Here is a 20,934-nt window from a genome sequence, read left to right as displayed (position 1 = left end):
CCGCAGGAGCGGGCAAAGATCATGGAAAAACTGAAAATCATCGGCGGCCATCCGCTGGCAGGCGAAATCACCATTTCTGGCGCCAAGAACGCAGCATTGCCGATTCTTTGTGCGGGCCTGCTCACCGCCGATACACTGCGCCTGACCAACGTGCCGCAATTGCGCGACGTCAAAACCACCCAGAAGTTGTTGCAAGGCATGGGCGTGCGCGTGATGACCGATAACGTTCACGAATACGAACTGACTGCCAATGCCATCACCAACCTGTGCGCGCCGTATGACCTGGTGAAAACCATGCGCGCATCGATCCTGGTGCTCGGCCCAACGCTGGCCCGTTTTGGTGAAGCGCAAGTGTCCCTGCCCGGTGGTTGCGCCATTGGTGCCCGCCCGGTGGACCAGCACATCAAGGGCCTGCAAGCGATGGGTGCCGAGATCGTTATCGAACACGGTTATGTCAAAGCGTCTGGCAAGCTCAAAGGTGCTCGCATCGTCACCGACATGGTGACCGTGACCGGCACTGAAAACCTGCTGATGGCAGCAACATTGGCCGAAGGCATCACCACCATCGAGAATGCCGCACGCGAACCGGAAGTGGTTGATCTGGCCGAATGCCTGATCGCCATGGGCGCTAAAATCAGCGGCCACGGTACGGATACCATCACCATTGAAGGCGTGAAATCCTTGCATGGCGCCACCCACGCCGTAGTGCCAGACCGCATTGAAACCGGCACATTCCTGTGTGCCGCCGCCGCCGCGCAAGGCCGCGTGGTATTGCGCAATACCCGTGCCAACATCCTGGAAGCGGTCTTGGACAAACTGCGTGAAGCCGGTGCGTATATCGAAGCGGGCGACAACTGGATTGCGCTGGACATGAAACAGCGCCCGAAAGCCGTGAACGTGCGCACGCTGCCCTACCCGGCGTTCCCAACCGACATGCAAGCGCAGTTCATGATGCTCAACGCCATCGCCGATGGCACCAGCGTCATGACCGAAACCATCTTTGAAAACCGCTTCATGCACGCGCCGGAACTGACGCGGATGGGAGCCAACATCAGCACCGAGGGCAACACCGCCATCGTTCGCGGCGTAGAAAAACTGTCTGGCGCCACCGTCATGGCCACTGATCTGCGCGCTTCGGCGTCGCTGGTCATTGCCGGTCTGATCGCCCAAGGTGAAACGATCGTCGATCGCATTTACCATCTGGATCGCGGCTACGAGCATATCGAAGCCAAGCTGGGCGGGATCGGCGCACAAATCGAGCGGATTGCCTGATGCTGACACTCAACCCGAAACCGGCCAGCGACGACAGCGACGGCAAACTCAAACCGCCCACCGGCGTCGAGAAAACCATCGCCATGCTCACGCATTTGTCCGGCATTTTCTGGATTCCGTACCTGCCGATGCCGGTGTTGGCGTTGATCATTCCGTTTCTGGTGCTGCAATTTGCCCGCGTGCATTCCGAGTATGTGGAACAACACGCGGTGCAGGTCGCCAACTTCCAGTTATTGATGGGTTGTTTTTACGCGCTCGCCATGATCTTGTCGTACGCGTTGCATAATGTATTTCCGATCTGGTGGGTGGCCATCGGCTCCGCCATGTTTTGTCTGTGGGAAGGCGCCAAAGCCATCAATGGCTGGCCGTCACGTTACCCACTGAACCTGAAACTCTTCAAATAAGAGCGGCAAATAAAACCCTGCTGGCTGCGTTGTACTCACTTGCCGTACCATTTTGTACTGTCTGCGTTTCGCACGCCTTGCCATCACCGCTTCGCTGGGTTTTATCCGCCACTCTATAAACAGAGCAAGACAACATATGATTACGATCGCGCTGTCCAAAGGCCGCATTTTTGAAGAAACCGTCCCGCTGCTGGCTGCCGCTGGCATCGTGCCAAGCGAGGCACCAGAAAGCTCGCGCAAGCTGATCATTGGCACCAATCACGAAGATGTGCGCCTGATCATCGTGCGTGCCACCGACGTCCCCACCTACGTGCAATATGGCGCGGCCGATCTGGGCGTGGCGGGTAAAGACGTGCTGCTGGAACACGGCGGCGCGGGCTTGTATCTGCCGCTGGATCTGGAAATCGCCAAATGCAAGCTGATGGTCGCCGTGCAGAACGGCTTTGATTATGAAGGCGCGGTGAAACAAGGGGCACGCTTGCGCATTGCCACTAAATACACCGAATGTGCACGCGAGCACTTTGCCTCCAAGGGCGTGCACGTTGACCTGATCAAGCTGTACGGCTCGATGGAACTGGCGCCGCTTGTGGGTTTGGCCGATGCGATTGTCGATCTGGTTTCTACGGGTGGCACGCTGAAGGCCAACAACCTGGTGGCGGTGGAAGATATCCGCGATATCAGTTCACGGCTGATCGTGAACCAGGCCGCACTCAAGCTCAAACAAGATCGCCTGCAGCCGATTATTGATACGTTCGCCGCCACGGTTGCAGCGCGTAACCCCGCCTGAAGCCGCAGTTGCAATAAAGACCAGCGCCCTCACTCCTCATGGATGAGGGCGTTTTCATGTGCGGTCTGACCGGATAAAACCGATCCAGCCATTTCAAACGATTCCCGCCCCTAACCCCTGCCTGTCCAGATTGTGAACAAGTGGTTTCGCAACGTCGGGGATGCAGCCGGTATAATCACTCTCCTTTGCATAAAACCGGATGTTTGCCATGATCCGCCGTCTCGATTCACGCGCCCCCCAATTCCAGAGCGAGCTGGCTGCACTGCTCGCCTTTGAATCTTCCCAAGACCCGGAAGTCGATACCCGTGTCGCCGCGATTCTGGACGACGTCAAACATCGGGGCGATGCCGCAGTTATCGAATACACCCAGCGTTTTGATGGCCTGAGTGTCGATGCCATGCCGCAACTGGAGTTGTCGCAAGACGAACTCAAAGCCGCATTCGAGCGTCTGCCGCAACAGCAGAAAGACGCCCTGCAAGCCGCTGCCGCACGTGTACGCAAGTATCACGAGCATCAAAAAATGTCGTCGTGGCAGTACACCGACGAAGACGGCACGCTGTTGGGTCAGCAAGTTACACCGCTGGATCGCGTTGGCATTTACGTGCCAGGCGGCAAAGCGTCGTATCCGTCGTCCGTGTTGATGAACGCGATTCCCGCGCACGTCGCGGGCGTGAGCGAAATCATCATGGTCGTCCCGACACCGCGTGGTGAACGTAACGATCTGGTGCTGGCCGCGGCTTATATCGCCGGGGTTTCCCGTGCCTTCACCATCGGCGGTGCGCAAGCGGTTGGCGCACTGGCCTATGGCACCCAAACCATCCCGCAAGTCGACAAGATTACCGGCCCCGGCAATGCCTACGTTGCCGCCGCCAAACGCCGCGTATTTGGTATTGTCGGTATCGACATGGTAGCCGGGCCGTCAGAAATTCTGGTGGTGTGCGATGGCACGACCGATCCAGACTGGATAGCCATGGATTTGTTCAGCCAGGCCGAACATGACGAGATCGCCCAAGCCATTTTGCTGTGTCCGGACGCTGACTTTATCGAGAAAGTGGCTGCCAGCATTGAACGCCAACTGCCCGAAATGCCGCGTGCCGATATTATCCGCGCGTCGCTCAGTGGTCGCGGTGCGCTGATCCAGGTGAAAGATCTGGATGAAGCGTGCGACATCGCCAACTGGATTGCCCCGGAGCATCTGGAGTTGTCGGTAGATAATCCGCAAAACTGGCTGCCCAAGCTCAAGCACGCTGGCGCGATCTTCCTTGGCAAGTTCACCTCGGAAAGCCTGGGCGATTACTGTGCCGGGCCAAATCACGTATTGCCGACCGCCCGTACCGCACGGTTTGCCAGCCCGCTGGGCGTGTATGACTTCCAGAAACGCTCCAGCTTGATTCAGGTTTCCGCCGAAGGCGCGCAAAGTCTGGGTCGCATCGCCAGCACACTGGCGCATGGCGAAGGCTTGCAAGCGCACGCACGTGCAGCCGAGTATCGCTTGAACGATCAATAATCAGTAAGAGTTAATCTCAAGAGCCCGGCCGGGCGTCCAGCCGGGTTAGCACTGCACTGATAACACCGGCCCGAGGGTGATCTGCAATGCCAGCAAAAAGTGAATATCTGGAATGGCTCGTCGAGCAGTTGGCGCCATTGGGCCACATCCGCGTCAAATCCATGTTCGGCGGCTACGGGCTGTATTGTGATGAGGTCTTTTTTGCTCTCATCGCTGACGACGTGTTTTACGTAAAAGTGGACGACACCAGTCGCCCGCGTTTTGAGGCCGAGCAGTTGCAACCGTTTATGTACCGGATGAAAGACGGTTGCCAGCAAACCATGTCGTACTACCCGCTGCCGGAAAACACCTTGGAAGACCCAGAGGCGATTCGCGATTGGTCGCGAGAAGGCATTGGTGCGGGTTTGAGGGCTGCGACCAGTAAAAACAAGAAAAAGAAATGACCGGGAAAATCTCTACCCAAAACGCCACGCATTACAACTGGGGTGATGGCGAAGATGGTTGGCATCTGGTGCGTAATCCTGCACTGTCGATCATTCAGGAACGGATCGGCCCGGGCGGTTCGGAGCAGCGCCACTATCACCAGCACTCAAGCCAGTTTTTCTATGTTTTGAGTGGCCAATTGCAGATCGAAATCGCAGGCAGCACCGTTTTACTCGGTCAGCACGAAGGGGTTGAAGTCCCCGCTGGCGTCCCGCATCAAGTACAGAACCCATCGCAAATCGACGCGCATTTTCTGGTTACGTCGCTACCGCCGAGCCACGGCGACCGGGTTGCAGCCTGATTTGGTGCCATTTATTGCCATTTACGGCGTTTTAACGCGTTCAATGCCCGCTTTTGCTTCACGCGCATGACCAACTCGTGGACAATTACGCCAATTGCGCCCACAAGGGCTATTGCTGATTACGAGAACACAATGCGTCAAGTTCAGGTTACCCGCGACACTCTTGAAACCCAGATCACCGTCTCCATCAATCTGGATGGGACAGGCAAATCCAAATTCGACACCGGCGTGCCGTTTCTGGAACACATGATGGACCAGATCGCCCGTCACGGTTTGATCGATCTGGATATCGTGGCCAAGGGTGATTTGCACATCGACGCCCACCATACCGTGGAAGATGTCGGCATTACGCTGGGCCAGGCTTTTGCCAAAGCGGTGGGTGACAAGAAAGGCATTCGCCGTTACGGCCACGCTTATGTGCCGCTGGACGAAGCCTTGTCGCGCGTGGTGATTGATCTTTCTGGTCGGCCCTGTCTGGAATACGGCGTGGAATACACCCGTGCCATGATTGGCGGTTTCGACGTTGATCTGTTTGGCGAATTTTTCCGCGGTTTTGTAAACCACGCGGCAATCAGTCTGCATATCGACAACCTGAAGGGCAAAAACGCCCACCATCAGGCCGAGACCATCTTCAAGGCATTCGGCCGTGCATTGCGCATGGCAATCGAATACGATGAACGCATGGCTGGCATTACGCCATCCACCAAAGGCACCCTGGTCGGTTAACCGACTTTTCTAGCGTTGAATATCTGAAATGCGCATTGCAATCGTTGACTACGGAATGGGCAATCTGCATTCCGTCACCAAAGCCCTTGAACACGTTGCCGGTGATGACGCCAGCATCGTGCTGACTGACGATCCTATCGAGGTCGCAGCCGCTGACAAAGTGGTTTTCCCCGGGCAAGGCGCCATGCCGGACTGCATGAGCCATTTGCAGGAAAGCGGTCTGAAACAAGCGGTGCTGGACGCTGCCACCCAAAAACCGTTCCTCGGCATCTGCGTGGGCGCCCAATTGCTGTTTGATTACAGCGAAGAAGGCCAGACGCCGGGCTTGGGCGTATTTGCCGGTGAAGTAATGCGCTTTCCCAAAGACCTGATGCATGACGAGCACGGCCAAAAGCTGAAAGTGCCACACATGGGCTGGAACGAGATGTTCATCACGCGTGAGCACCCGTTGTGGCAAGGCATTCCGGATGGTGACCGCTTTTACTTTGTCCACAGCTATCACTTCAAGCCTTCTGACGACATCACAGTGATTGAATCGGCTTACCCTTACCGGTTTGCCGCCGCCGTTGCGCGCGACAATATTTTCGCAATTCAATGCCATCCGGAGAAAAGTCACAATGCCGGGCTGCAATTGCTGCGAAATTTTGTACACTGGGATGGTCGCCCTTAAACGGGTGACTCCTCTAACAACCTGACTTCATTGAAGTTTCTGCATCATGCTGATTATTCCCGCGATTGATTTGAAAGACGGCCACTGCGTACGTTTGCGCCAGGGCCTCATGGAAGACGCAACCGTGTTTTCTGAAAAACCCGCTGCCATGGCTCGCCACTGGCTGGATGCTGGCGGTCGCCGCTTGCATCTGGTGGATTTGAACGGTGCATTTGCCGGCAAGCCCAAGAATCTGGACGCCATCAAAGCCATTCTGGCCGAAGTCGATGGCGAGATTCCGGTGCAACTGGGTGGCGGTATTCGTGATCTGAACACCATCGAGCAGTATCTCGATGCCGGTATCGATTACGTCATCATTGGCACCGCTGCGGTCAAGATTCCAGGTTTCTTGCACGAAGCATGCGATGCCTTCCCTGGCCACATCATCGTCGGACTGGACGCCAAAGATGGCCGCGTTGCCACCGACGGCTGGTCCAAGATTACCGAGCACGATGTGGTTGATCTGGCCCGCCGCTTCCAGGATTACGGCGTGGAAAGCGTGATCTACACCGATATCGGCCGCGACGGCATGCTCTCTGGCGTCAACATTGAAGCCACCGTCAAGCTGGCGCAGGCGCTGACCATTCCGGTGATCGCATCTGGCGGTCTGACCGATCTGGATGACGTACGCAAGCTGGTCGAAGTCGAAAGCGAAGGCATTGAAGGCGTGATTACCGGTCGTGCCATTTACGAAGGCACCATCGACTTCAAAGCCGCGCAAGACCTCGCCGACGAAGCGGTTGCTGCCTGACCTTTACCCTGCAGCCCTCGCAAAGAAAAATGCCGGTGCAACACGCCGGCACTTTTTTTCCCGGGCCCGGAAGCTGACATGCCACTAGCCAAACGCATTATCCCTTGCCTTGATGTCACCGCTGGCCGCGTGGTCAAGGGTGTGAACTTTGTTGAGCTGCGCGATGCGGGTGATCCAGTTGAAATCGCCAAGCGTTACGACGAACAAGGTGCCGACGAGCTCACCTTTCTGGATATCACAGCGTCTTCGGATGATCGCGATCTGATTCTGCACGTCATTGAAGCCGTCGCCTCGCAAGTGTTTATCCCGCTCACGGTAGGCGGTGGCGTGCGCAAGGTAGAAGACGTCCGGCGTTTGCTGAACGCGGGTGCCGACAAAATCAGTATCAACACCTCCGCCATCACCAACCCGCAACTGGTCGCGGATGCCGCCGCCAAATTTGGCAGCCAGGCGATTGTGGTGGCGATTGATGCCAAGGCTGTGTCAGGCACGAATGATCGCTGGGAAGTCTTCACCCACGGTGGTCGCAACGCTACCGGCCTGGACGCGGTGGAGTGGGCAATCAAGATGCAGCAACTGGGCGCTGGCGAAATCCTGCTGACCAGCATGGATCGCGATGGCACCAAGATCGGTTTCAACCTGCCGCTGACCCGTGCGGTGTCCGACGCTGTGGATATTCCGGTGATTGCTTCTGGCGGCGTGGGCAATTTACAGCATATGGTCGAGGGCGTGACCCTGGGCCATGCCGATGCCGTGCTGGCCGCGTCGATCTTTCACTTTGGTGAATACACCGTGCGCCAGACCAAAGAAGCCATGCGCGATGCCGGGATCGAGGTGCGTTTATGAGCTGGCTGGATGAAATCAAATTTGATGATGCCGGGCTGGTGCCGGTCATCGCCCAGGACGAGCACACTGGCCGCGTGTTGATGTTTGCTTTTGCCAATCGAGATGCCGTTGCCCTGTCTGCCGAAAAAGGCACCGCGCATTACTGGACCCGCTCACGCCAGAAGTTGTGGCACAAAGGGGAAGAATCCGGCAATTTCCAGCACATCAAGGAAATCCGGCTCGATTGCGATGGCGATGTCTTGATCTACATCATCCAGCAAGATGGCGGAATTGCCTGCCACACCGGACGCGAAAGCTGTTTTTTCCGTAAACTCGTCGGCGCTGAATGGGAAGTGGTAGACGCGGTGCTGAAAGACCCGGCAAGCATTTACGGCAAGCATTCGCACTAAAGGTCGTCGGCATGAACCGTTGAATGGTCGCCCCGGAGCCCGTCGCAAGACGGGCTTTTCAAATTGCCCGGGTTGATTCGTACATCTTAAAACATGCTGCCTGCAACCCCGCCGTCCTTTCGTAATCAAACCACCCTATAATTGACCCTTTGTACCTGGAGCGAAGTATGGTTTCCGCCGAGATTCTGGAACGCCTGTCTGAGACACTCGCCGCGCGGCGTAACGCAGACCCGTCCACTTCCTATGTCGCCAAGCTGTTTCATAAAGGCCAGGAAGCTATCTTGAAAAAGGTGGGAGAAGAAGCGGTCGAAACCATCATGGCCGCCAAAGATGGCGACAAGCTGCACCTGGTACGTGAAGTTGCAGATTTGTGGTTCCACACCATGGTATTGCTGGCCCACGAAGGCTTGAGCGCAGAAGATGTGCTCGCCGAACTGGCCCGCCGCGAAGGCATTTCGGGTATCGAGGAAAAAGCCTCACGCCCGGCGCACGATTAAGTACACGTAAGTACGCAACGGACTGCCCCAAAATATCGTTGTACTGATACCGGCACCGGCCGGATTAACCGGCTACTCGCGTAGGCGTGGTTAGACGTCTGGTGTACATGGAGAATAACAATGACTGATTGCCTGTTCTGCAAGCTGGCCAGCGGTGAAATCCCCAGCAAGCAAATTTATGAAGATGATGAAGTCGTGGCTTTTCACGACATCCATCCGGTCGCGCCAGTGCATTTTCTGATTGTGCCCAAAGTCCACATTGATTCACTGGCACATGCCCTGCCGCGTCACCAGGCATTGCTGGGCAAGATGTTGCTGCTGGCACCGCAACTTGCCGACGAACATGGTTTGGCGGATGGCTTTCGCACCGTGATCAATACCGGTCACGCGGGTGGGCAGACTTTCTTCCATCTGCACGTGCACGTCTTTGGCGGTAACGCCATGACCCCGAATCTGGCTGAAATCAAAACGCAGTAAGTCGATCTTTCTGTTGTTACCTTAATGAACGTGCGGCTTTGCGCCGCCTGGAGCAAACAAATGGGTTCTTTAAGCATCTGGCACTGGCTGATTGTGCTGGTCGTGGTTGTACTGATTTTTGGTACCAAGAAACTGAGTAATGTTGGCAAGGATCTGGGTTCTGCCGTGCGTGGGTTCAAGGAAGGCATCAACGGTGAAGGCGAAGCAGCCAAGCCAGCCGATACCAAGCCTGAAACTGGCCGCGTCATTGACACTGCCGAACGCGACAAACGCTAAACCGCCCTGCTGACGGAAATTACTCGTGTTCGACATCAGTCTGGGTGAGATGGCCGTGATCGGTGCGGTGGCCTTGGTTGTCATTGGCCCGGAGCGGTTGCCAAAAGTAGCGCGCACACTGGGCTTGCTGGTGGGGCGCGCGCAGCGCTTTGCGTCCAGCGTTAAAGCCGATCTGGATCGCGAGATCGCACAAAGCGAACTGGCAAAGATTGAGGCCGAGATGCGCGCTGAAGGCACCGCCTTACGCAACACAATCCATCAGCCACTGGCTGACGCCAAAGCCGCGTTGCTCAGCGCGACACCCGAAGTCGCCACGCCCACCATTGCTACACCAGCGATGATGGAGCCCGCACATGTTGCCACGCCCGAAGATATGGCACTGGAGCCGCAAATTGAACAACCTGTGGTGGCAGCAACGCCTTCCGTTGCCAGCGCCGCGCCGCACGCCGAACCCGCCGCAGAACTTGTCCCCGAGCATGACGAGCGTCAGCTTGATCTCTTTTACACTCCGCCCGCCGAGCAACCGCCGGCGCGTGATCGTCGCTGAGTCATGACCCAGGATAACTTTCAGCCGCTGCTGGTCCACCTGATCGAGTTGCGCACGCGCATTGTGCGCAGCGCGCTGGTGTTCTTTGTCGGCTTTGCCATCTGCTTTTACTTCTCGCAGCAGCTGTATGACTTTCTGGTGGCGCCACTGACGGCCGTGCTGCCGGGGCAGAAACTGGTTTCCATCGGCATTGCCTCACCGTTCTTGCTGCAGGTAAAAATCGTGGCCATGACGGCGGTGGTGATCACCATGCCTCACAGCCTGTACCAGCTGTGGGCCTTTGTCGCACCCGGCCTCTATGCCCACGAAAAACGCATGATCGGACCGCTGGTGGTGTCGTCCACGCTGCTGTTTGTCTGCGGGATGGCGTTCGCTTATTTCTTTGTGTTTAAAACCGTGTTTGGCTTCGTCGCCACGCACATTCCGTCATCCATGACCTGGCTGCCGGATTCCGACCAGTACTTGAGCTTTGTACTGGGTTTGTTTATTTCTTTTGGCATCACCTTCGAAGTGCCGGTAGCCATCGTGCTGCTGGTTCGCATCGGCGTGGTTACCGTAGAAAAACTGGTGAGCTGGCGCCCGTATGTGATTGTGGGTGCGTTTATCGTCGCTGCGGTCGTCACTCCGCCCGACCCGCTTTCGCAATGTCTGCTCGCCGTCCCACTCTGGCTGTTGTATGAAGCCGGTTGCATCGTCGCCCGCTGGACCGGGCGCGGCGCTCCTCCCAACACCGACCCACAAGAACAATGAAAACTCCCGCTTCACTTCGCATTTATCAGGCACTGTTATTTCTGCTGGCCGCTGTGCCATGTGGCATTCCATTCCGTTATCCGCCCAATCCGGTGTTCCCGTCAGAACTGGCCGCTTTTGGTTTCTGCGCCCTGCTGATCATGGCTGCGGCGGCACTGCCTAATACCTTGCGCCGCAGTGCCCCGCCGTGGATGAGCTGGCCGTGGCTGGCTCTGGCCGCGGTGTTGCTGATCCAGATTGTGGCCCTGCCGGTTATTTACTGGTCTGAGCGCACCATTCCACTCAGTTATCTGATTACGGCTGGTCTGGCCGTATGGAGCCTGTCGCTGGCCCGTGACGAACATGGCATTGAGCCATTGGCCGTTGCGCTGGCGTGGGGCTTGCTGGTGGGTGCGCTGTTCAATACCGGCATTTCAGTGCCGCAGATTGTGCAGTTGCTGGAGCATGGCCCGCGCCTGATTTTTGGCAACATTGGCCAGAAAAACATGTACGGCCATTATCTGGCTTGGGGTCTGGCTGCGGCGGCATGGCTGACGGCGCATCGCCGTTTGCAAAGCTGGGCCTTCTGGATTCTGGCGGCGTGGCTGGCCTTGTCGATGGCATGGTGTGGTTCGCGCTCCATCTTCCTGTACGCCGGTGCCTGGCTGGTATTCGGTGGCGTGCTGTTCTTCACCACGCATGGCAAAAACCGCCGCTTTGCCGGCTTCCTGTTCGGGGCGGCAGTATTGATTCTGGCCATGCAGTTCGTGGCGCCACTGATCAACGAAGTCATGCAAGCCTCCTTGCACGCCAAGAATGAAGTCCCGACCGGGCTGGACCGGCTGGACTCCAATGGCGCCCGTCGTCTGGTGGAATGGCACAAGGCCTGGATGGTATTCCTGGAGCATCCGGTGCTGGGCGTAGGCTGGGGCGGCTATGGCGCGGAAAGCGTGCGCTTGCAGGTAATTCCGGCCTTTGCCAAGGTCGTTGAACCGGTGTTGTTTACCCATTGCCACAACTCGCTACTGAACCTGATGGCAGAAACCGGCGTAATCGGCACCGTCGTCGTCGTCGTGCCGCTCTTGCTCGCCTTTGCTGCACTGTGGGGTCGACGACACGATACGGTGGCGGTGTTTGGTGCGTCGCTGGTGATCGTGTCCATCCTGCACAGCCTGGTGGAATACCCGCTGTGGTATTTCCACTTCTTCGGCCCGTTTGCGCTGATGCTGTACCTGATGTTCGACAACGCGCCCAAAGGCGGCCTGTCGATGGTGCAGTCCCGCATGGGTGGCATGTTGACCGGCCTCGCCGCACTGGCTCTGGGTATTGCCGGTACCGCGTTTTATATCCAGCTTTATCCGATCATGGATAGCTCCAGCAAGCCCAAAGAGAATGAACGCCGCATCCATATCCTGGAGCAAATGCGCCATAACCCGCTGCTGGATTACTTTGCCGAATTTGGTCTGTCGAACTTCATCGTGGCCAACCGGGACGACATCGCCTGGAAGCTTGGCGTTGTTGCCCAACTGGATCGCATCCATCCATATCCGGGCCAGTTGTCGGATGAGGCCATCATGCGCGCACTGTTAGGCGATCAAGCCAAGGCGCACGAACGCATTCGCCAGGCAATTTATTCGTTCCCGGATAGCCTGGGTTATTACCGCCACGAAATCGAACGCTTCCCGCATGAACCTGCGGTGCAAGCGTTGCTGGTGGATGTGGCCGCAGGGGAAAAAATGTATGGCAAACAGCCATACGATCCAAACGATGATAGCGACGACGATTGATTCCATCATCGCAGCGCAATTAGAAAAGCCGGCTCCCCAGCCGGCTTTTTTCATGTCCGTGCGAGAAACAGAAGCCCTCACGGCTAGCCGTCCATCAGTACCGCCAAGCGCAGCGCATCCATCCGGACGAAACCGACGTAGATGATAACAAGGGCCACAACAGCCCTCCTTTTTGACCAGCAAGGAGAATCATCATGAAGCGTCTCATCGTGTCTCTTGTGGTTTTGGCATTTACCGGTTTGACTGCAGGCAGCGTATTGGCTGACGGCGTGGGAGCCGGCGGAACCCAAGGCGGTGCAAATGGCGTGATGCGTCACCCTATGCCCAAACCGGCGCCTGACAGCACCAACTAACAAGAACCACTCAAGGCCGCAGCATCCGCTCACAACAGGCCCGCGAAAAAAAAGGCTACCGCCCGGGTAGCCTTTTTTATTTCCAAGAACACACAGCCGCACGCTAACTCTGCCGCTTCGCTGCCTTCTTTCCAGGCGGGCTTTGCTTCAGAAATGCGCCGCGCACTTCGAAATGGACTTGTTCGATCACTTTGCGATTGTCACGCAGCTCCAGCACATGCCGCCCCGGCAGCGGGAACCACGCCAGCGCGCTGCCTTTACCCAGCAGTTTGCCGTTGAGCCACCACTGCGGTTGGCCGACGCCATCGGCCCGAAATACCACTCGCTGGTTAGCCGGTGGAATATCCGGGTCCAGCGCGTAAACCGAGCCATCAACCGGATTGCTGATGCCTTGCGGTTTGGCGCGCTGATCTGCATCGGCGGAGTACACGATGTCGCGGGCAGTGCCCGGCAGAAAATACTCGCGGCGAGTGGCTTCAACTGTGTTTTCAAACCGAACCTGCCGCATCTCGACACCAACAGGCGCAGTGGGCGGACGCGATGGCGTATTGGCATGCAGGCGGCCCATCACTTCCAGCCACACCGGCGCGGCACCGTGCATGCCGGAGACATCCCACATCGGCGCGCCACTAGCATTGCCAACCCACACCGCCACCGCATAGCGCTGCGAGTAACCCACCGCCCAGTTATCACGCATATCCTTGCTGGTGCCGGTTTTGACAGCGGTCCAGAACCGCGTAGCCAGCGCGCTTTCCAAGCCAAAAGTGCGGGCGCGGGCGGTGCGGTCGGACAGGACATCGCCAATGATGAAGCTGCTTTTTTCATCCAGTAAACGCACCGCTTGTGGCTTGGGATCTGCGCTCAGCCAACGGGTCGGGTTCTGCAGACCACCATCGGCCAAGGTGCGATAGGCATTGGCCAGATCCAGCAGCCGCACATCAGCCGCACCCAGCGCCAGGCTGTATCCATAATAATCGCCGGATTCATTCAAGCTGGTCAGCCCGAGCGCGTACAAACGCTCACGCAAGCGGTTGGGCGTAACCATCTCGATGGTGCGCACAGCAGGCGTGTTGAGCGAAGAGGCCAGCGCGGTACGGGCGGACACTGGGCCTTTGAAATCCTTGTCGTAGTTCTGGGGCGCATATAATCCGCTGGCGGTTTGCAGGTCCAGCGGGCTGTCGTCCAGTAGCGATGCGGCAGTGAGCCAATGTCCTTCCAGGGCGATCTGGTAGAGAAATGGCTTGAGCGTAGAGCCGGCCTGGCGCAGCGAGGTCACACCATCGACCGCGCCCGCTTTGGATAAATCGCCGCTGGAACCTACCCACGCCAGGATATCGCCACTGCGATTATCCAGCACCACCAGCGCGCCATCCTCCACGTTGCGCTGGCGTAGTTCAGTCAGCTGCCGCCGCAAAGTTTCGGTGGCAAAGCGCTGCAGATTGGCATCCAGCGTGGTCCGGATCGGTACACCAGGCGGTAGTTTTGAGCGTGCCAGCAGCTTGCGGGCAAAGTGCGGGGCCAGTTGTTCATCTTGCTGATAGCCATTGCCATGGCGCGCCAAGGCGATCTGCGTTTCTACCGCGATCTGGTCACAACCCTCTTTGCGGCCCATGTCGTGCAAGATGCCGCAAGCGCGTTGGGCTACTTTGGGAGGAGCCGCATTGGGCGCACGGATCAAGGCCACCGCAATGGCCGATTCATGCGCATCCAGACCGGATGGCGACTTCTCAAACAGCGAGGCCGAGAGTGCGTCCAGCCCGACAATCTCACCGCGAAAACTCACCAGGTTGAGATAAGCCTCCAGCACCTCGGCCTTGGTCCAGCTGTGTTCCAGCCATTGTGCCGAAATTCCCTGCTGTACCTTTTGGGTGAGTGAGCGCCCTTGTGTTCCGCGCTTGAGATCGTCATCCAGCAAACCCACCAATTGCATGGTCAAGGTGGAGGCGCCGCGCGTGCGCCTGTTCCACAAATTGCCCCAACTGGCTGCCGCCACGGCGGACCAATCGACCCCGCTGTGCTGATAGAAGTTGCGGTCTTCCGACAACACCAGCGCCTGGCGCATGGCCGGCGAGATTTCCGGCAGGGTCACCCAGTCGAGCTTGCGCACGGCCTGATCGACGCGGACCCGCTGCAATGGCTGGCCGGTGCGATCCAGCAAAATCACATCTGACGAGCGCCAGCCGGATTTCACTGACTGGAAATCCGGCAGCGCCAAAGCAGGGGCGGCGACCAGCGCCAGCACAAGCGCCAGCCGCGCAGCCCATCGATCAGCGTGCATCGTTCACCTTGAACACCGCATTGGGAGCAGCACCAAAGACATCGGGCGCATACAGGGCCTCAACCCGCGACGGCGGCAATTTGAAGGTGCCGGTGTTATTCAGCCGCATGGTGTATTCCACCGTAAAGCTGCCGCGCGGGATGTACTCGTAATAAGCCCGATATCCGGCAAAGCGGCGTTCCACATAGGCTGGCCATGCATCGCCAGATTGCTGCTCGCCCTGCGTGGCAATTTGCGAATCACGCCCCAGTCCATTGCCCAGAATGCTGGCGCCAGTCGGCACCGGGTCATCGACCACTACCCAGGTCATATCGGCTTGGGCAGTAATCTCCAGCTTCACCCGCACCACATCGCCGCGCGAATACTGACCGGCAACTTTGGTCTCAACCGGCGTGACGGTTTTCTTGATGCGATAACCGGCGGTTTGCGGTGCGGTGAGCGGCAATGCCGCTGAAACCTGCACTGTTGCCCACGGGGAGCCGGTGCCCTGTTGCGTCAGCCCCAGCGTGCCCTGGCCGTTGGCGGGCCACGGCAAATCCACCTTGGGCGGCAAGGCGGACTGCCACGTCACCGATTGCTTGCTGTTACCCAGCGCCAGATTGACCTGCCCAGTGACCGGCTGGCTTTCAAATTGCGCGCTGAAATGCCGCACCGCCAGCGAGCCCCAGGCATTGGCATTGGTCGTCCACCACGCGCCGCGCTCCTGGCGACCAAGCAAGCCGGTCAGCAAGCGTGGCATGTCGTCTTTGAAGGTCGGCATCTGGCTGGCCACCAGCACCAGGCGGGCAGAGTTCACATCTGCGTTGCCCATCAGCCACCACCAGTAATCGTCACGCTCGGTGGAGAACACCATGCGCGTGCCCTGATAGGTGAGTCGTCCGCGCAATAGCTGCTCGGCCTGCGCCAGTTTGGCGGCGCGATCCGGTGCGGTCGGCATGTGCTGCAACAGCGACATCCAGTCGATCACCATGCCGGTCGACCAGCTATTGAGCTGCACGGTGAGCGTATCCAGTTGCCGTGGCAGTGCCCGACCATAGCGAGACAATGCTTCCAGCGCGGCCAGACGGCGAGCATCGCCCGAGTCACGCGGCATCCACAGATCACGCTTGAGCTTGCCCTCAACAAAATTGGTCAAGGCCGTGAGCATGCGTTCGCGCGAGTCATCGGGAATCTTCCAGCCTGCGTCGTTGGAAACCGCCAGCAAATATGCAGTAAGCGTATCGCTGCCCATGGAGCGACTGCCCTCCTGCACCGGGAAATACTGCGCCAGACCATCGGCATCCAGATAGCTGGGCAGGTCAGCCATGATGGCATCCCAGCGGGTTTTGTCGTTCAAGCCAATGGCAATGGACGAGCGTTGTTCCAGGCACGAATATGGATAGCGCAAGAACCAGTCGCGCACGGCGGGCATATCGCCGCCCAGTTTAGCCTGCAATTGCACCGACACCCCGCCACGCCCCGGCTCGGCCCCTTGTGGCAAACCGACCGGGATCGATACTTCACCGGTAATCTGGCGCAAGGTGGCTTGTTGTACGGTCACTGGTGTAGCTGGCTCAATATCCTGTTTGAAGGCCAGCTTGTCTTGTGCCTTCTCGCCCCCTTGCTCTTTGGCCGAGAGCGTCCATTGCAGGCTGGAGATACCTGCTGGCACCGTCACCGGCCATTTCACCTCACGCGCTTCGCCGGCGGGAATCTGCACGGTTTGCGCATTCAACGGTGGCAAGCCTGCAGCTTGCGCCTCGACCAGCATGGTCATGACGCGGCTTGAGCCGTTGCGGATATTGATACCGGCGTCGACCTGATCGCCCGAGCGCGCCAGTGGCGGAATGCCGGAGGTGATCTGCACATCCTGCGTCACGGTAATGCTGGCCGAACCAGTGCCAAAGTACGCATCACCACTGTCCGCCACAGCTACCAGCTTGAAGCGGGTCAGCGCGTCGTTCAGCGGTACGGTCACGGTGGCGCTACCGGTTTTATCCAGCACCACGTGGGGCTGCCATGTCAGCAACGTATCCAGCAGTTCACGCGTTGGTGCGAAACCGCCACCGCCGCCGGGTGCAAGCGCTTTACGACCGAAGTGGCGTTTACCCACCACTTGCAGTTGCGCGGTAGAGGTCTCTACGCCGTAGCTGCGTCGTTGCAACATGGCGGTGAGCAAATCCCAGCTAGTGTTCGGCTGCAGTTCCAGCAAGGCTTCATCCACCGCGGCAAACGCTACTTCCGAGCCAGCCGGTGCCGGTTGACCGTTGGGAAGCTTGACCTGAACCTTCACCGTGGCGGTTTTGCGGATCGAATAGGTTTGTTTATCCGGCGTTACCGTCACCGCCAGTTTGTGGCCTGCGGTGCCGACGGTGAGTTCAGCCATGCCATATTTGAAGGCAGGCCGGGACAAATCGACCATTGCCGTCGGTGCTTGATAGTCACGTCCTTCGTTGCGGAAGGCATCCCACCAATCCAGCGGCGTACGCCAGCCCCAGGTAAAGAACGAATACCACGGCACTTCGCGCACCCGGCCACGAACTGCCAGCACCGATACATACACATTCGGCGCCCATTGCGGTTCTATTTTCAGATCAATCGACGGGTCTTTACCGCTCAGCTCCACCACGCGGGTTTCGATAACGCCTTCGCGTTCAATCGCCAGCCACGCTGTGGCTTTGCGGAACGGCATACGGACTTGCAAGCGGGCGGTATCGCCGGGTTGATAGCTGGTTTTTTCTGGCAAAACGTCGATGCGGTCATTGTTGTCGACGTCAAACCACATCTCACCTTCGCGCGTAACCCAGATGCGTTGCGAGGCACTGGCCGGATGGCTGGCGCCATCATCGGTCTGGGCAATCAACTCAATACTGCCTTCGTTTTTGAGCGAGATGTCGCAGAACACCAGGCCACGCGAGTCCGTTTTGCCATCGCAAACGTTGCCCAGATCTTTAGTGTTTTCCTGGTGATCGTAGGCATAAAAGCCGCCCACCAACCGTTTGCGACTGGAAAGATACTCATGTTCCACGGCTTTGACGGTCACATTACGCCCGACCACCGGTTTGCCATTGGTATCGAGCACCACCGCTTTGAGCCCGGCACTCTTGCCCACCGAAACCCAGTCGTCCACATTCAGGCCGATGCGCACTGCGCTCGGCCACAGCGCGACCGTGCGCGAGAGCGTTTGTACCTCGCCATTCGGATCGGCGTAGGTGGCTTCCATCACCATGTCGTAAGGACGGTCGAGCTTGGGTAGATCTTTCACGGCGGTCTTGGCATTGCCGTTGGCATCTAGCGTAAGCGCGGATTTATCCAGCACCACTTTGCCATCGAGCGATTTCTGCTGCTCCCCACGCGCGGTTTCCGGCGCGGAGAAGCTGAAGTTGTCATAACCCTCGACCCGGTCATAACGGTCGCGCAGCATGGCACTGACCTGAATCGGCAAGCCCTTGGCCGGGCCACCAGTACCATAAGACAACGACACATTCAGCGGCACGCTAGTCGGGGCGACCGTGGTTTTGGCATCGGCCGAGAGCTGACCACTCATCACCGGCAGCCGGAACTCTTCCACCCGGAAGGTGCCGGTGTAGAGCGTGATGCCATCGCGATCAATACTGGCCGCACCTTTGTCAGCCGCGCCGCGATTGGGTTTGCGGGTCAGCGAGACAGAATACATGCCCAGCTTGGCGGTTTTGGGAATGGCAAAGGTCGATTCGGCATAGCGCCCCTGGCGCCACGTCAGCGGATATTTGAATTCCTGACCGCTGCCATCGTGAGTGATCACCAACTGGTCTGGCAACTGGCTGGCGCGGGGCAAGGCCAGGCCTTTGCTGTTTTCCACGCGCATGAAGTGCTTCATCGATACCGTTTCGCCAGCGCGGAACAATGGGCGATCAAACACGGTGGTGGCGCGCACAGAAGGCTGCGGGCTCATGTCGGTCGGCACCGGGAAGCGCCAGGATTCAATGCCCTGATTCCAGCCAGAACGCACAAACGACACGTCGTCGCGCCCTTGGGCATCCTTCTTGCGTGCGGTCACAAACAGACCATCAAGCGAACCGGGCGGGCAGTTGCCGTATTCCTCCAGCGCATGATCAATACTGGCTACGCCTTTGCTGTCGGTTTTGCCTTGCCACAGCAAAGTGCGGCGACAGTCATAGATGCTGACTTGCGCGTCGGCCACCGGCTGGGCCCGATCTAGCGTGGTCACCCACACCGCAGCGTTTTCGCGCCCCCGCTTCAGATGTACTCCCAAGTTGGTGATCAACATAGCGGTGCGCACGTACATCGGCGCTTCCAGCCCCAGCAACGATTTACCCAACAGGCGCGATTGCAGTTCTACCACATGCAAGCCCGGTTCTTTGGCCGGAATGCCGACCACCGAGAATGGCCATTTACCGTTTTTATCTGGCGAAGTCGGGACGGGCATGCTTTGGACGCCCTTCTGCCCTGCCAACAAGCTCAGGCGCCGTGTTTCAACATCTTTGCCCTTGATGTGCGCGTAGGACTCGTGCCAATTCTGCACTTTGGCCAGCCAGGTCATCATGGACTGGTCATCAGTGACGGTCAGGCTATCCACCCCAACCTGAATCTGTTTCACATTGAGGTCGGCTTCAACGTCCCGCAAGGTTACGGCAATGGCCGGATCGGCGTTCAGTTCCACAATGCCGAACGGCGCAGCGGCGAACTTGGCCAGAGGCGGTGCCAGTGCAGTACTGAAAGCCAGCGGGAAGGCCGCTTGGTTGGTCAATTCACGACCGTTCTCATCAACAAAACCATCCGGCAATTTGATTTTGAAGGCGGCGCTGGGCGCGAACGGCGGCTTGAAAGTGGCTTCATAAACGGTGCCGCCGCTGTCGCGGCCGAAATCCGGTTTGCGTTCGCCATCGGGCGTTTGCAGCACAATTTGCTCGGCCAGCTTGCGCTGTACCTGTGCCGAGAACCGTAGCGTGACCGGGCGCAGCGGAATACACGCCGCCTTGGCACTTTCGCGCTCACACGTAAATGATGCGGTAAACGCTTCGCGCACGGTGAAATCCAGCGTTTGTTTTTCTTTGCTACCCGGGCGTTCCAGCACCAGTTTTACTTTCTTGCCTGCGGGCAGACGCTGGCCGCAATCGATAGCATCAATATTGGCCGCCTGTTTTTGCCAATCCAGATGCTTGATCAGGGTGGCTTTGTCGGCAGCGCTGATACGCTGGGCTGGCAGGCGCTCGGGTGAGCCTTCTACCTGGCAAAACAGAGGAATTGGACCGGTGATCTTGCCGTTGTAACGCAAGACAAAAGTCTGGTCTTCGTCGATCTCGCTGCCGCTATCCGGTGCGCTTTCCACTACCGCCAACGGCCCGGTGGTGAAACGGAACTGCCGCGTGCCGGTTATCTCTTCGCCCGCCAATGTCTTGAGCGTGGGCTTAACATTGAAACGGCAGGCAGTCTGGCCCGGCAAGCCTTGCGGAAAATCCATCACCCAAGTTTGGTCATCAATCCAGTGCGCGTCACCCTTTTGCGCGCAATCGACATCAAATGGTGCAGCCGCGCCGACGCTGCCCAAACGGATCATCGGGGCGGAAAAAGTCGCGCGCACCTGCTGTACTTCGCGGACTTCATTTTGCGGGGAGAAGGAAGAAACCGTGGCCGCGTGAGCTTGCACCCCGGCGATGGCAAGTAAAAACAGGGCAGAGCGACAATATGTCAGCATGATTTTTATCGGCGGGAAGCGGTTGATCGATTTTTATACTTTCCCGATTTTGGCAGAAACTTACGATTTGTTGCATTTAACTTGGCAAGTTTGAGAAAATTCACGGTCGATATGGTCGCATCCCAACCCAACCGGGTG

The 20,934-nt window shown here is 58.0% G+C and carries 20 protein-coding genes; 18 read left to right on the top strand and 2 right to left on the bottom strand.

Annotated elements, in window-relative coordinates:
* Window positions 1-21: 21 nt before the first annotated feature.
* The 18 genes from murA (at window position 22) to P4L78_RS00350 (ending at window position 12,841) form a co-directional block, all read left to right on the top strand.
* Complete coding sequence (gene murA, locus P4L78_RS00435; protein WP_283150919.1) at window positions 22-1,272, top strand: UDP-N-acetylglucosamine 1-carboxyvinyltransferase; 1,251 nt, start codon at window positions 22-24, stop codon at window positions 1,270-1,272.
* Window positions 1,272-1,676 carry a DUF4870 domain-containing protein gene (locus P4L78_RS00430; protein WP_309326237.1) on the top strand — a complete coding sequence of 135 codons (405 nt, stop codon included), beginning with the start codon at window positions 1,272-1,274 and terminating at the stop codon, window positions 1,674-1,676. The genes murA and P4L78_RS00430 overlap by 1 nt, the downstream gene beginning before the upstream one ends.
* Before the next feature lie 136 nt (window positions 1,677-1,812).
* Window positions 1,813-2,463: an ATP phosphoribosyltransferase gene (hisG, locus tag P4L78_RS00425; RefSeq protein ID WP_283150921.1), complete on the top strand. Its 651-nt coding sequence runs from the start codon at window positions 1,813-1,815 to the stop codon at window positions 2,461-2,463.
* Window positions 2,464-2,671: 208 nt separating this feature from the next.
* Window positions 2,672-3,970: a histidinol dehydrogenase gene (gene hisD / locus P4L78_RS00420; protein ID WP_405051490.1), complete on the top strand. Its 1,299-nt coding sequence runs from the start codon at window positions 2,672-2,674 to the stop codon at window positions 3,968-3,970.
* 86 nt (window positions 3,971-4,056) lie between these two features.
* On the top strand, window positions 4,057-4,413 hold the full coding sequence (locus P4L78_RS00415; protein WP_309326236.1) for a TfoX/Sxy family protein: 357 nt from the start codon (window positions 4,057-4,059) through the stop codon (window positions 4,411-4,413).
* Complete coding sequence (locus P4L78_RS00410) at window positions 4,410-4,754, top strand: cupin domain-containing protein (protein WP_309326235.1); 345 nt, start codon at window positions 4,410-4,412, stop codon at window positions 4,752-4,754. Before P4L78_RS00415 ends, P4L78_RS00410 begins: the two co-directional genes overlap by 4 nt.
* A 132-nt stretch (window positions 4,755-4,886) precedes the next feature.
* Window positions 4,887-5,480: an imidazoleglycerol-phosphate dehydratase HisB gene (gene hisB / locus P4L78_RS00405; RefSeq protein WP_283150924.1), complete on the top strand. Its 594-nt coding sequence runs from the start codon at window positions 4,887-4,889 to the stop codon at window positions 5,478-5,480.
* A 28-nt stretch (window positions 5,481-5,508) separates the two neighbouring features.
* Entirely contained in the window at window positions 5,509-6,150 is a 642-nt protein-coding gene (gene hisH, locus P4L78_RS00400; protein WP_283150925.1) for an imidazole glycerol phosphate synthase subunit HisH, read from the top strand.
* 46 nt (window positions 6,151-6,196) lie between these two features.
* A complete protein-coding gene (gene hisA, locus P4L78_RS00395; RefSeq protein WP_283150926.1) occupies window positions 6,197-6,940 on the top strand; it encodes a 1-(5-phosphoribosyl)-5-[(5-phosphoribosylamino)methylideneamino]imidazole-4-carboxamide isomerase in 744 nt (247 codons plus the stop codon).
* A gap of 78 nt (window positions 6,941-7,018) precedes the next feature.
* Complete coding sequence (hisF, locus tag P4L78_RS00390; protein ID WP_283150927.1) at window positions 7,019-7,786, top strand: imidazole glycerol phosphate synthase subunit HisF; 768 nt, start codon at window positions 7,019-7,021, stop codon at window positions 7,784-7,786.
* Entirely contained in the window at window positions 7,783-8,175 is a 393-nt protein-coding gene (hisI, locus tag P4L78_RS00385) for a phosphoribosyl-AMP cyclohydrolase (protein WP_309326234.1), read from the top strand. The genes hisF and hisI overlap by 4 nt, the downstream gene beginning before the upstream one ends.
* A gap of 167 nt (window positions 8,176-8,342) precedes the next feature.
* Complete coding sequence (locus tag P4L78_RS00380; RefSeq protein WP_283150929.1) at window positions 8,343-8,672, top strand: phosphoribosyl-ATP diphosphatase; 330 nt, start codon at window positions 8,343-8,345, stop codon at window positions 8,670-8,672.
* Window positions 8,673-8,792: 120 nt separating this feature from the next.
* Entirely contained in the window at window positions 8,793-9,149 is a 357-nt protein-coding gene (locus P4L78_RS00375; RefSeq protein WP_283150930.1) for a histidine triad nucleotide-binding protein, read from the top strand.
* 60 nt (window positions 9,150-9,209) lie between these two features.
* On the top strand, window positions 9,210-9,425 hold the full coding sequence (gene tatA, locus P4L78_RS00370; RefSeq protein ID WP_309326233.1) for a Sec-independent protein translocase subunit TatA: 216 nt from the start codon (window positions 9,210-9,212) through the stop codon (window positions 9,423-9,425).
* Window positions 9,426-9,450: 25 nt separating this feature from the next.
* Entirely contained in the window at window positions 9,451-9,972 is a 522-nt protein-coding gene (gene tatB, locus P4L78_RS00365) for a Sec-independent protein translocase protein TatB (RefSeq protein WP_309326232.1), read from the top strand.
* 3 nt (window positions 9,973-9,975) lie between these two features.
* Window positions 9,976-10,722, top strand: coding sequence for a twin-arginine translocase subunit TatC (tatC, locus tag P4L78_RS00360; RefSeq protein WP_283150933.1), 747 nt, complete (start codon window positions 9,976-9,978; stop codon window positions 10,720-10,722).
* The gene (locus P4L78_RS00355; RefSeq protein ID WP_309326231.1) at window positions 10,719-12,488 is read left to right on the top strand and encodes a Wzy polymerase domain-containing protein; all 1,770 of its coding nucleotides are present in this window, start codon (window positions 10,719-10,721) and stop codon (window positions 12,486-12,488) included. The genes tatC and P4L78_RS00355 overlap by 4 nt, the downstream gene beginning before the upstream one ends.
* Window positions 12,489-12,682: 194 nt before the next feature.
* The gene (locus P4L78_RS00350; RefSeq protein ID WP_283150935.1) at window positions 12,683-12,841 is read left to right on the top strand and encodes a hypothetical protein; all 159 of its coding nucleotides are present in this window, start codon (window positions 12,683-12,685) and stop codon (window positions 12,839-12,841) included.
* A 103-nt stretch (window positions 12,842-12,944) separates the two neighbouring features.
* Here the strand turns inward: P4L78_RS00350 and pbpC are convergent, their stop codons facing one another.
* Both pbpC and P4L78_RS00340 read right to left on the bottom strand, forming a co-directional pair.
* Window positions 12,945-15,119 (bottom strand): penicillin-binding protein 1C, encoded by a 2,175-nt coding sequence (gene pbpC, locus P4L78_RS00345; protein WP_309326229.1) that lies wholly within the window; start codon window positions 15,117-15,119, stop codon window positions 12,945-12,947.
* Window positions 15,109-20,796, bottom strand: coding sequence for an MG2 domain-containing protein (locus P4L78_RS00340; protein WP_309326227.1), 5,688 nt, complete (start codon window positions 20,794-20,796; stop codon window positions 15,109-15,111). The genes pbpC and P4L78_RS00340 overlap by 11 nt, the downstream gene beginning before the upstream one ends.
* Window positions 20,797-20,934 lie beyond the last annotated feature (138 nt).

Origin of the sequence: Silvimonas sp. (assembly GCF_031291215.1) — a bacterium.
In the GTDB taxonomy this organism is placed as follows: Bacteria; Pseudomonadota; Gammaproteobacteria; order Burkholderiales; family Chitinibacteraceae; genus Silvimonas; species Silvimonas soli.
The sequence above is the reverse complement of the archived record's forward strand: the minus strand, read 5'-3'. Positions and strand labels throughout refer to the sequence as shown.

Excerpts from the sequence above, each read along its gene's own strand:
- murA (WP_283150919.1), top strand. The coding sequence starts at position 22 with ATGGAAAAACTGAAAATCATCGGCGGCCATCCGCTGGCAGGCGAAATC.
- P4L78_RS00430 (WP_309326237.1), top strand. The coding sequence starts at position 1,272 with ATGCTGACACTCAACCCGAAACCGGCCAGCGACGACAGCGACGGCAAA.
- hisG (WP_283150921.1), top strand. The coding sequence starts at position 1,813 with ATGATTACGATCGCGCTGTCCAAAGGCCGCATTTTTGAAGAAACCGTC.
- hisD (WP_405051490.1), top strand. The coding sequence starts at position 2,672 with ATGATCCGCCGTCTCGATTCACGCGCCCCCCAATTCCAGAGCGAGCTG.
- P4L78_RS00415 (WP_309326236.1), top strand. The coding sequence starts at position 4,057 with ATGCCAGCAAAAAGTGAATATCTGGAATGGCTCGTCGAGCAGTTGGCG.
- P4L78_RS00410 (WP_309326235.1), top strand. The coding sequence starts at position 4,410 with ATGACCGGGAAAATCTCTACCCAAAACGCCACGCATTACAACTGGGGT.
- hisB (WP_283150924.1), top strand. The coding sequence starts at position 4,887 with ATGCGTCAAGTTCAGGTTACCCGCGACACTCTTGAAACCCAGATCACC.
- hisH (WP_283150925.1), top strand. The coding sequence starts at position 5,509 with ATGCGCATTGCAATCGTTGACTACGGAATGGGCAATCTGCATTCCGTC.
- hisA (WP_283150926.1), top strand. The coding sequence starts at position 6,197 with ATGCTGATTATTCCCGCGATTGATTTGAAAGACGGCCACTGCGTACGT.
- hisF (WP_283150927.1), top strand. The coding sequence starts at position 7,019 with ATGCCACTAGCCAAACGCATTATCCCTTGCCTTGATGTCACCGCTGGC.
- hisI (WP_309326234.1), top strand. The coding sequence starts at position 7,783 with ATGAGCTGGCTGGATGAAATCAAATTTGATGATGCCGGGCTGGTGCCG.
- P4L78_RS00380 (WP_283150929.1), top strand. The coding sequence starts at position 8,343 with ATGGTTTCCGCCGAGATTCTGGAACGCCTGTCTGAGACACTCGCCGCG.
- P4L78_RS00375 (WP_283150930.1), top strand. The coding sequence starts at position 8,793 with ATGACTGATTGCCTGTTCTGCAAGCTGGCCAGCGGTGAAATCCCCAGC.
- tatA (WP_309326233.1), top strand. The coding sequence starts at position 9,210 with ATGGGTTCTTTAAGCATCTGGCACTGGCTGATTGTGCTGGTCGTGGTT.
- tatC (WP_283150933.1), top strand. The coding sequence starts at position 9,976 with ATGACCCAGGATAACTTTCAGCCGCTGCTGGTCCACCTGATCGAGTTG.
- P4L78_RS00355 (WP_309326231.1), top strand. The coding sequence starts at position 10,719 with ATGAAAACTCCCGCTTCACTTCGCATTTATCAGGCACTGTTATTTCTG.
- P4L78_RS00350 (WP_283150935.1), top strand. The coding sequence starts at position 12,683 with ATGAAGCGTCTCATCGTGTCTCTTGTGGTTTTGGCATTTACCGGTTTG.
- pbpC (WP_309326229.1), bottom strand. The coding sequence starts at position 15,119 with ATGCACGCTGATCGATGGGCTGCGCGGCTGGCGCTTGTGCTGGCGCTG.
- P4L78_RS00340 (WP_309326227.1), bottom strand. The coding sequence starts at position 20,796 with ATGCTGACATATTGTCGCTCTGCCCTGTTTTTACTTGCCATCGCCGGG.